The 10,749-nt window shown below is 71.7% G+C and carries 6 protein-coding genes; all 6 read left to right on the forward strand.

Annotated features, from left to right (window positions below; genetic code table 11):
• Nucleotides 1-852 precede the first annotated feature (852 nt).
• The 6 genes from VFZ20_RS14670 to VFZ20_RS14695 all read left to right on the forward strand — a co-directional run bounded on the left by VFZ20_RS14670 (nucleotide 853) and on the right by VFZ20_RS14695 (nucleotide 10,421).
• Entirely contained in the window at nucleotides 853-4,083 is a 3,231-nt protein-coding gene (locus VFZ20_RS14670; protein ID WP_329684650.1) for a lantibiotic dehydratase, read from the forward strand.
• Nucleotides 4,084-4,088: 5 nt separating this feature from the next.
• Entirely contained in the window at nucleotides 4,089-5,135 is a 1,047-nt protein-coding gene (locus VFZ20_RS14675) for a thiopeptide-type bacteriocin biosynthesis protein (RefSeq protein ID WP_329684651.1), read from the forward strand.
• 99 nt (nucleotides 5,136-5,234) lie between these two features.
• Nucleotides 5,235-5,585: a pinensin family lanthipeptide gene (locus VFZ20_RS14680; protein ID WP_329684652.1), complete on the forward strand. Its 351-nt coding sequence runs from the start codon at nucleotides 5,235-5,237 to the stop codon at nucleotides 5,583-5,585.
• 89 nt (nucleotides 5,586-5,674) lie between these two features.
• The gene (locus VFZ20_RS14685) at nucleotides 5,675-7,705 is read left to right on the forward strand and encodes a lanthionine synthetase LanC family protein (RefSeq protein WP_329684653.1); all 2,031 of its coding nucleotides are present in this window, start codon (nucleotides 5,675-5,677) and stop codon (nucleotides 7,703-7,705) included.
• 486 nt (nucleotides 7,706-8,191) lie between these two features.
• Nucleotides 8,192-8,329 (forward strand): hypothetical protein, encoded by a 138-nt coding sequence (locus tag VFZ20_RS14690; protein ID WP_329684654.1) that lies wholly within the window; start codon nucleotides 8,192-8,194, stop codon nucleotides 8,327-8,329.
• A 271-nt stretch (nucleotides 8,330-8,600) separates the two neighbouring features.
• Nucleotides 8,601-10,421 (forward strand): peptidase domain-containing ABC transporter, encoded by a 1,821-nt coding sequence (locus VFZ20_RS14695; RefSeq protein WP_329684655.1) that lies wholly within the window; start codon nucleotides 8,601-8,603, stop codon nucleotides 10,419-10,421.
• Nucleotides 10,422-10,749 lie beyond the last annotated feature (328 nt).

The raw sequence follows: 10,749 nt of genomic DNA on the forward strand, positions 1-10,749 counted from the left end.
GCCGCCCACGGTGACGTTCACGATGCCGGCCGCCAGCCCCCATACCCCGAGCGCGCGAACGAGCCGTGCCTCGGGCGCGGCGGATTGCGGGTCCTGCATGATGGATGGATGTCGATGGATCGATGAAGGCGCGCGACCCAGCCCCGCGCCGTTGAGGAGAGTTGTGGAAGGTTTGCGCGGATTGCCGCGCCGCGCAAGGGAGAGCGGCGGAGACGGGACGTGTGGGGACGGGGGCACCGTGGTTTGCCGGCCCGGCCTGGTCTGGAGCCCCGCGGCGCCACGCATCCCCTCCGCCACTCCGTCGAAAGGAAATGATCCGTAGCCACGCGGCGACGGCCACCTGGAACCTCCGCCCCCCACCCAAGTGTACATCCCACGGTGTCTCGTTCCGCGGATGGGCCGATCCGGCGCGGTTCGGCCCACGGACCCGCGGCACTCCGCTCGCCCCCGCTATCCACCGGTCCACACCACCGATCGCGCGGCTCGTCACGGGCCCGTCGCCGCCCGTCCCCACCAGGGTTAGCGTGCCCGGCGCGGCCTTTTGCAACCGTTCGCCGTGGCAGTCACATCTCAGGGTTACCGGACGGTGAAGATGGCGGCTCGCGTACTTGCGACGTTTGAGGGACCATGATTAGAATCGCGTGTCCCACGCGCGTTTTCGGTCAAGCTCAACGAGCGCTCCGCAGGCGCCGGGGCAGTCGCGGGCACGGTGCACCGGGCACCGCGCCCTCCCGGCGGGCTGGGCTCGACGCCGGAATCCGGCCGCCCCGCCTCCACGTTGCCGCTCTCCGTTCACGCCGCTTTTAGGCGCCAGACCACCGACCACCAGCACGCCGCATGAGTGAACCCTGGATGAGTGAGGCCGCGGGCCCGGCGACGGACGCCCTGTTCACCCGCTTCGTCTGCCGCGTGTCCGGCGCCCCCGCCGACACCGTGGACGGCATGCGCGCCGACCGCGCCCTGGAGCTCCTTCGGCAGCTGGCCGAGGTGGAAGCCCGCCTGAGCGCCACCCGCGAGGACGTGTCGCAGCGCCTGTTCACGGCCATTGGCGCCGCGCAGGAAAAGCCCGCGCGCAACAAGCTCATCACCCTCAAGCGCGAGCTGTACAACTTCAAGCCGCAGCCCGCCGAGCGCCTGGACGCGGCCCTGGCCTCGGTAGAGCCGGAGACGGCGGCCGCCGTGCACGCGTTTGCCGCGGACGTGCAGGCCGCGCGCGCGCTGGAAGGCGAGCTGCGCCAGGCGCACGACCAGGCGGCCGCGCAGGCCCGCGGCCAGTTCCGCGAGCAGATCACGGACGCCGACTTCCGCAAGGGGCTCATGGTGAGCAGCCGCGCCCTGTACGGAAACCTGCAGCGCTACGCCGCCGCGGCCGAAAGCGGCGACCTCAGCGGCCGCGACGAGAAGACGGAGCGCGGCCTGCTGCGCTACTACACGCGCATGGCCATGAAGGCCACGCCCTTTGCCACCTTCTGCGCCATCATCCCCGGCACCTTCGTGGAGGGCGAGCCGGGCGGCATCGAGGGGCAAACGCGGTTCACGGGCGACCCGCGCGCCAAGCGCAGCTTTGTCCGCATCAACAAGTTCCTGTACGGCCTGCTCTTCGACCACCTCAAGACGCGCGCGGCCTTTCGCCACGCCCTGGCCGTCGAGCGCAATCCGACGCTGCGAAGCGAGGGTCCGCGCCTGGTGTTCCTCACCTCCATCGACGGGCGCGAGGTGTTCCAGCGCCTGGCCGACAACGAGGTGCTGCAGCTCATCGCCAGCCGCTTTGCCGACGGCGGCGCGCCCACGCTGGGCGAGCTCATCCGCGCGCTCTCGTCCGATCCCGAGATCGATGCCACGCCCGAGGAGGCCGAGGCGTACCTGGACAAGCTCATCGAGATCGGCTTTCTGCGCTTTCACACGGGCATCCGCGAGCAGGACGCGGACTGGGACCTCCCCTTCCGCGCCCTGCTGGACCGCATCGACGACGACCACGCCCGCCGCTCGTCCACCCTGCTGGCCCACCTGCGCGAGCGGGTGGAGGCGTACACGGACGCGGGGGTGCAGGAGCGCTCCGCCATCATCGAGCAGATCCACGCCGACATCGAGGAGGCGCTGGACGTGATGGAGGTGACGGCACGCCTGCGCAAGGACATGCCGTTCTACGAGGACGCCACCAGCGCCGCCGGCGCCCAGATCGCCCTCACCCCCGGCGTGCGCCGCGCATTCGGCAGCTTCGAGGAGTGGGTGCGCGCCACGTCGCGCCTGGCCTGGCCCCGGGCTGAGCAGGCCGGCATGCGGCACTTCTTCGAGACGTACTACGAGAGCGCGCAGGGCGTGCCCCTGCTCAAGTTCTACGAGGACTTCTACCGCGAGCACTTCAAGGCGCACGTGGAAAAGGAGGGCAAGCAGCGCGCGGGGGCCCGCAAGGAGGAGCTGGAGGGGTACGACGTGGGCAATCCCTTCGGCCTGGAGAGCATCAAGGACCTGGGCGCCGCCCGCGTGCGCCTGACGGAGGTGTTCCGCCGCCTGTGGGACGCCAACCGCGACGCCGAGACCATCGACGTCCCCGCCGAGGAGGTGGACGAGGCCCTGCGCGGGGTGGAGACGCTCAGCGGCGTGCCCCGCTCCATGGGCGCGTTCGGCCTGCTGGTGCAGGCGGAGAGCGAGGGTGCCGACCCCACCTTCCTGCTGCACGGCAGCAGCTACACGGCGGGGTACGGCAAGTACTTCTCGCGCTTCCTGTACATGCTGCCGGACGACGTGCAGGAGGACGTGCGGCAGGCCAACGCCGCGCTCACGGGCGAGATGCTGGCCGAGATCTGCGGCGACGCGCAGTTCAACGCCAACCTGCACCCGCCCCTGCTCAAGTGGGAGATCAGCTACCCCACGGGCGAGAGCGGCAACAGCGACGAGCAGCTGCGCAGCAGCGAGATCCTGGTGGTCCCGGACCCCGAGGATCCGCAGTCGCTGGCGCTGTTCCACGGCCCCACGCGCCGCCGCGTGATCCCGGTCGATCTCGGCTTCCTGAACCCGCGGATGCGGCCGCCGCTGTACCAGCTGCTGTCGCGCTTTACGCCGCCGGTGATGTACGCGCCCACCATCCCCGAGAGCGCCGAGGCGCCCCGCCAGCCGCAGCCCCAGGCCGATCAGCCGGCCGCGGAGGCGAACGCCGCGCAGGCCGAGGGCGTGACCGTGCAGCCCGCCGCGGCCGAGAACGCCGCCGACGCGCAGCCCATCGGCGATGCGCAGCAGCCCGTCGCCGAAGCCCGGCCGGCCGAGGTGCAGCAGCCCGCGGCTGACGGTCAGCCGGCGGAAGGCCAACCGGCGGCCGAGGGTCAGGCGGGGGATGGACAGGCGGCGGAGGGCCAGCAGGCTCCGGCGGCGCCGGCCATGCCCGCGCCCACCATCAACTACCGGCCGCGCATCACCTACGGCGGCGGACGGCTGGTGCTGTCGCGGCGCCGCTGGGTGGTGCCGGGCGTGCTGTTCCCCCAGCGCCGGGCGGACGAGAGCGCGGCGGACTTCTTCATCCGCGCCAACCGCTGGCGGGCGGAGAACGGCATCCCCGAGACGGCGTACCTGCGCGTGATCCCCGTGCCCGAAGCGCGGCCCGCGCAGCCCGGCCAGCCCGCCGGCGAGCAGACGCCCGTGGAGGCCGCGGGCGAGATCCCCGGCTACGAGGGCGGCGCCCCCGAGGCCGAGGCGCACGAGGAGGAGCACGACGCCCCCGAGGCGGCCGCCGCGCCCGACGCCGGCGCCGAGGCCGCGGCCCAGGACGGCGCCCCGACGGATCCGGAAGCGGCGGCCAAGGCAGCCGAGGTCGCCAAGAAGCGCACGCAGCCGTCCAAGGACTTCTTCAAGCCGCAGTTCATGGACTTTGGCAACCCGCTGCTGGTGGGGCTGCTGGGCCGCATTGCCACGGGCCTCAAGGGCTACCAGGCCGTGTTCGAGGAGCGCTACCCCGACCGCGACGCCCTGCCGCGCCACGGCGAGGACCGCTTTGTCACGGAGCTGGTGGTGCAGCTCTACTTTCCTGGCGGCACGGCCAGCGCCCCCGCCGAGGCGGGCGCCCTGGCCGAGGCGGCCCCCGGCGCATGAGCGAGATGACGCAGACGACCGAGATGACGACCCCGGCGGACCGGGAGTGGCTGAGCGTCTACCTGTTCTTCAACGGGTGGATCTACGACCCCGCGTGCGACCGCGTGGTGGTGGACGTGGTGGAGCCGTTCGTCCGCCGCTGCCAGCGTGAAGGCTGGGTGGACCAGCACTTCTACATCCGCTACAGCGAGTTTGGCCCCCACGTGCGCCTGCGCTTCCTGGGCAGGCCCGACGTGCTGGCCGGCGAGGTGTGGCCCGCGCTCGTGGAGCACCTGCGCGCCCACAACCCCGCCGTGGAGGTCGACGCCCGCCCCGAGCAGCCCAGCGTGCCCCAGCGCGGGGAGGGCGATCCCGTCCTGGTCACGCACGTGGCCCGCGTGGAGTACGAGCCCGAGACGGAGCGCTACGGCGGGCCGGACGCCCTGCGGGTGTCCGAGCGCGTCTTCGAGGTGTCCAGCGACGCCGCGTACGCCCTCACGGCCAAGATGACGCCCGAGCGCTCGTCGCGCCTGGGCAAGGGGCTGCTGTCCATGGTGGTGCTCGTCCACGTGTTCTGCGAGCAGCGGGAGCGGGGCGCCGCGTTCTCGCAGATGTACTCCACCAACTACCTGCGCTCGCTCGTGCGCGAGGAGGGCGGGCGCGACGCGTGGATGGAGGCCTTTGACCAGGGCTTCAGCCAGCAGTCCGAGACGCTGGTGGAGTACGTGGACGCCATCTGGGAGGCCATGGACGACGGCGACTCGCTCAGCGACACGCTGGACGCCTACGCCGACGGCATGCGCCGGCACCGCGACGCGCTGCGCGCCCTGTTCGACGCGGGCCGCGTGCAGGTGATGGGCGAGACGGCCACGGACTGGCAGCGCGCCGTGAGCGGCATCGCGCCCAGCTACGTGCACATGATGAACAACCGCCTGGGGATCACCCTCCAGGAGGAAAGCTACCTGGGATACCTCATTACCCGCGCCCTGGGCCGTCCCGCCGAGGCGCTGCGGACCAGCGGCGCGCCGCCCGCCCCGGAGCCGGCCCCGGCCCCGGCCCAGGCGGACGCCTGACGCGGAGCGGCGCCGACACGTGAACGCTCTCCCGCCGCGGAACTCGCCGCGGCGGGCGAACGCGGGGAGACCCGCCACACGGTCCCAAGAGAGGTTCCCATGAAGAAGCTGAGTCTCGACGATCTCACGGTGGACTCGTTCGTCACGTCCTCCCATTCCGTCGTGCGCGGCACCGTGATCGCGTTCACGGGAATCGAAAAGCTCGGGTGCAACAACACCACCAGCGGCGAGTACTCGGCCTTCGCCACCTGCGGCAGCGCCGGCGCCGGCTGCTCCAACGAGACCTGTGACGCCGACTGCACGGGCGACGGGGGCGGCACGGCCAACGGCATCACCTGCAACGTCACCTGCATCAAGGGCGCGACCGACTGCGGCACCTGCGCGCCCGCGGCCAGCTGCGACCTGCAGTACGGCTGCAGCGGCACCTCGTTCGACATGCAGCCCTGCTGAAGATGCACGGCGTCGTCCGGGCCCCCGCGCCCGGATGACGCCCGCCGGCCCGATCCGGAATCCTGAATCCACCACACACGACGACGCCGATGGATACGCAGGCAGCCAGCCCCGAGATCTTTCTGAACGCCGCCCTGAGCATTGGCCGGCGGATCGCGTCGCAGGCCCAGTGGGACGGCGATGCCTGCACCTGGACCGTCATGTCGCCGGACCGCGCCAACCCGGGCGCTCGCCGCGCGGTGGCCGCCACGGCGTCGGGCACGGTGTACGAGGGCACGGCGGGCATGGCCATGTTCCTGGCAGAGCTGGCCGCCCTGAGCGGCGACGAGCAGCTGGCCCGCGCGGCCCTGGGCGGCGTGGAGTTCGGCCTGCGCGAGGGCGAGGCGGCCGCCGACAACAGCTACGGCTACCACAGCGGCCGCGTGGGCATTGCCTACGCCGCCGTGCGCGTGGGCGAGCGGCTGGACCGGCCGGAGCTGTTCGCGCGCGCCGAGGCCGTGCTGCGCCCCCTGGCCGGCAACGAGACGCGCGACATGGGGATGGACGTGATCGCGGGCGGCGGCGGCGGCATTCCCGCCCTGCTGGCCATCGCGCACCGCGTGGACCACGCGCTGGCCATGGGGATCGCGCGGCGCCTGGGCGACCACCTGGTGAGCATCGCCTCGCGCGACACCGAGGGGCTGTCGTGGGCCACCATGCGCAGCAGCTCCATCCGCAACCTCAACGGCTACGCCCACGGGGCCGCCGGCATCGGCCACGGGCTGCTGGAGCTGTACGCCGCCACGGGCGACGGCCAGTACCGCTACGCCGCCGAGCAGGCGTTCCTGTACGAGCGCCACTTCTTCAGCGCCGCGGAAAGCAACTGGCCGGACCTGCGCCACACGGAGCTGGGCGAGTACCAGTTCGAGGGGCGCATGGACGAGCTGCGCGACCGCCAGCGCTCCGGCAACCCGCTGCCCCCGCAGCCGCCGCGCTACATGGCCGCGTGGTGTCACGGCGCGCCCGGCATCGGCTTCTCCCGCCTGCGCGCGTACCAGCTGCTGGGCGACCCGCTGTACCTGGAAGAGGCGCGTGCCTCGTTCGTGAACGTGGAGGCGTCCATCGCCGACGAGCTGGCGATGAACTACTCCCTGTGCCACGGCCGCGGCGGCAACGCCGAGACGCTCGTGGAAGGCGCCCGCATCCTGGGCGACCCGTCCATCGCGCGCCCGGCGCAGGCCATCGCCCTGTCGGGGATCCAGCGGTACGAGAACGCCGGCGTGCCCTGGCCCTGCGGCACCATGGGCGGCGTGACCGACCCCGGCCTGCTGCTGGGCGAGAGCGGCATCGGCATGTTCCTGCTGCGCCTGGCGCGCCCCGACATCCCCTCCGTGCTCTTCCTGACGGTGCCCGACGAGAGCGCCGCCCAGGCGGGCCACGCGGGCGCCGAGGGCTTCGCCCAGCTGCGGGACCGCGTGGTGGACGAGCACTTTGGCCGCACCCTGCGCCTGTTCCGCGCCCTGGGCGTGGACACGGATGCCGACGTGGGCCTGGCGCCCATGGGCCCCGCTCCGCGCCGGAGCGACGCCGAGCTGGCGTACGACGCGCTCCTCGCGCGGGTGCAGGCCGAGCCCGACGCGGCCCGCCGGGCGTTGCTGGAGGACGCGTTCCTGGTGGACCGCACACGCTACGAGCTGGCCCGCGCCGTCACGGACTACACGACGGAGTTCCTGGACGCCCTGGCCCGCCTGCCGCAGGAAGAGGTGGAGTGGCGCGAGGGGCGCGTGGCGCTGTCGCCGCGGGCGCGCATCGTCGTCACGCGCTGGGACTGGGACGCCTGGCAGGATGCCGGCGACACCGAGTCCGCCCCGGACGAGGACGACGCGTACTACCTGGTGCAGTTCTACGCCGGCCGGGCCAACGTGCGCCGGCTCAGCCCGTTCGCCGCGCTCATCCTGCAGACGGTGCGCGACTCCGCCACCGTGGACGAGGTGATCGACGTGGTGGCCGAGGCCGTGAGCGGCGCCGAGGGCTCGCCCAACCGCGAGTGGCTGGAGGACCGCGTGGTGGAGCAGCTCACGCAGGCGTACCGCGCCGGCTTCGTGGACTTTGCCCCCGGCCTCGTCGGCGCCGGCGCGTGATCGGTGATCCGCGGCGGCCCCGTGCCGCCGCGGACGCCTTCGCCGACGAGTGTTCGACCGGCGCACGCTTCTCCGGCCACCGCGGGAGCGTCATCCTGAGGGAGCGCCGCGGGTACCGTGAACGCACGCAGGACCCTGGCGCGACCGAAGGATCTTGTGTGCGTGACTCGGGGCGGATTCCGCGCGCGAGGGCTGCCGCAGAGGCTCGCCGGCAAGATCCTTCGTCGCCGCCATGAATCACGCACGAACGAAGTTCGCGCGGCGGCTCCTCAGGATGACGCTCGTGGCGAATGCCGGCGACAGGTGTCCGGCGGACGCATCGTGGCCGGGGCGGGCGGACCGGTCGTCCGCGAGTATCGTACGCCGAGTCGGCGGATTCGGAGCGGTGCGCGCGCGGCGCTTGTCCGCGGGGCGGATCGGGGGTATCATCCGAATCCACACACAATCCGGCGGATTGTGAGAATCGCACCCTGCACGGAGGCGGGCATGAAGACCTCGCTGAGCCTGGAAGACCTGCGGGTGGAGTCGTTCCCCACGCAGGAGGCCGAGGCCCCCGCGCGCGAGCAGATCGCCCGGACGCCGTACTGCTCGGCCATTGACCTGTGCCCCACGCGCCCCTGCTGAGCGGGTGACCCGCCGCGCGCATCACCGGTCGTACACGGGGATGCGCGCGGTGCGTTGAAGGGTGTGACGGATGCGGGACGGATGTCGCCCATCCTCCCCTCCGTGCGGTCCGCCCCCCGGGAGGGCCGTCCGCCCTGGAGCAGGTGCGTGAACCCGGTGTCGTCGTTATGTTTACGGGCTGGCGCAAAACGTCGCCCGTTCGCCCCGAGAACCTTTCCGGGCCCGCGGAATCCAACCCGGGCCAGGCAGCTTTTGGTAAGGCCTGATTCCCATGCCTCCTGGACAGCACGCCGACATCCCGCCCCTGCGCGAGGCGTTTCAGCAGTTCATGCGGCTGCTGCGCGTCATCCGTCCCTATTGGGGCGCCCTGGCCAAGGGCATGGTGCTGGGGATGGTGCTGGGCCTGATCGGCATGGTGACGCCGTACCTGTCCAAGCTGCTCATCGACGAGGTGTACCCCACCCGCAACATCACGCTCATGCACGTGCTGGTGGGCGGCACGCTGGCCGTGAGCATCGCCACCTCCATCATGGGCGGCATTCGCGGGTACTTTACCAGCTACACCACGGCGCACCTGAGCAACGCCACCTCGCTCCTCTTCTTCAACCACCTGCAGCACCTTCGCCCGCGGTTCTTCGACGAGCACCGCGTGGGCGAGATCATGAGCCGCTTTGGCGACGTGCGCAGCTCGCTGCAAAGCGTGAGCAAGGTGTTCGAGACGCTGTTCGTGAACGGCGCCTACCTGCTGCTGGTGCCGCCGTTCCTGTTCCTGCTGCAGTGGAAGCTGGCCATCGTCGCCCTCATCACCATCCCCGCCACCGTGCTGCTGACCACGCTCAGCGCGCGCATCATGCGGCGGTACTGGAAGCGGAGCGCCGAGGCGTACGCCGACCTGGGCGCGTTCCAGGTAGAGGTGCTGAGCCACGTGCGCACCCTCAAGGCGCTGGCCCGCGAGCACTACGTGTACGACCGGGCCGAGTCGCAGATGAAGGCCGCGCTCAACGTGCAGCTCAAGGCGGGCGGCTACGGGCAGGTGTTCAACGGGCTCAACGGGGTGATCCGCGCGGCGGGCACGGCGCTGTACACCTGGTACGCGTGGCGGCTGATCATCGCGGGCGAGATGACGCTGGGCGACTACATCGCCTTCAGCGCGTACATCGGCTACCTGTACAACCCGCTGGCGCAGATCACCACGCTGTTCAGCGACTTTCAGCAGAGCGCCGTGAACCTGGGGCGCATGTTCGAGTACCTGGACGCGCCCACGGAGCAGGACCCGTCGCTGGCCTACGTGCCGGCGCCGCCCATCCAGCACGTGCTGGACGGCGACATCCGCCTGCGCGACCTGGCGTTCGGCTACTCGGCCGAGAAGATGGTGCTGCACGACGTGACGGTGCACTTTCCGCGGGGGATGATCACGGCCGTCGTGGGCCACAGCGGCGTGGGCAAGAGCTCGCTGCTGCGCCTGATCACGCGCATGGAGGAGCCCACGGCGGGGCAGGTGTTCTTTGATGGCGTGCCGGCCACCAGCATCAGCCTGCCGGACCTGCGTAGGCAGGTGAGCGTGGTGTGGCAGGAGTTCGCCATGATGCAGGGCACCATCTGGGACAACCTCACCATGGGCGCCGAGAACCCCACGCGCGCCGAGGTGGACGACGCCGTGCGGCTGTGCCGGCTGGAGTCGCTCATCAAGGACCTGCCGCAGGGGTACGACACGCCCGTGGGCGAGTGGGGCAGCACGCTCAGCGGCGGGCAGCGGCAGCGGCTTTCGCTGGCCCGCGCCCTCATCCGCGACTCGCGCATCCTGCTACTGGACGAGGCCACCAGCAACATCGACATGTCCACGGAGATGGAGATCCTCCGGGACCTGTTCGGGCGCGTGGAGGGCAAGACGGTGGTGTACGTGACGCACCGCGTGACGACGGCAGCCCTGGCGGACCAGATCGTGGTGATGGACGCGGGTACCGTGGCGGCCGTGGGCACCCACGCGGACCTGCAGCACGACTGCGAGCCGTACCGCCAGCTGCTGGGCACCGGCGACTCCGTGACGGACGACAGCCGCCGCCTGCGTGCCGTGGGCCCCGCGGCGCGGTAGGAAAGGCACGACCGGATTCCGCGAGACCGGTAGAGGCAGAAGCGCGCGGACAGACGGCGGGACGGATCTCGATCGGATGGCTGACGCTCGGCGAAGGGCGGGCGCCCCCCTCCCCGACCCTCCCCCACAAACTGCGTGGGGGAGGGAGGTGGACCGGGCGAGGATCGCGGGTGCGGCGTAGATCCAGCGACCGCGATCTTGACCAGCACCGTGTTCCGCGTGGAACGCCGCGTCTTTGATGCAGTTCTCCCCCTCCCCCGCGAAGCGGGGGCAGGGGGCCGGGGGGTGGGGGCCCTCGCCCGCGGATGAAGCCTTCCTTCGCGCACGG

Origin of the sequence: Longimicrobium sp., assembly GCF_036280135.1 — a bacterium.
In the GTDB taxonomy this organism is placed as follows: Bacteria; Gemmatimonadota; Gemmatimonadetes; order Longimicrobiales; family Longimicrobiaceae; genus Longimicrobium.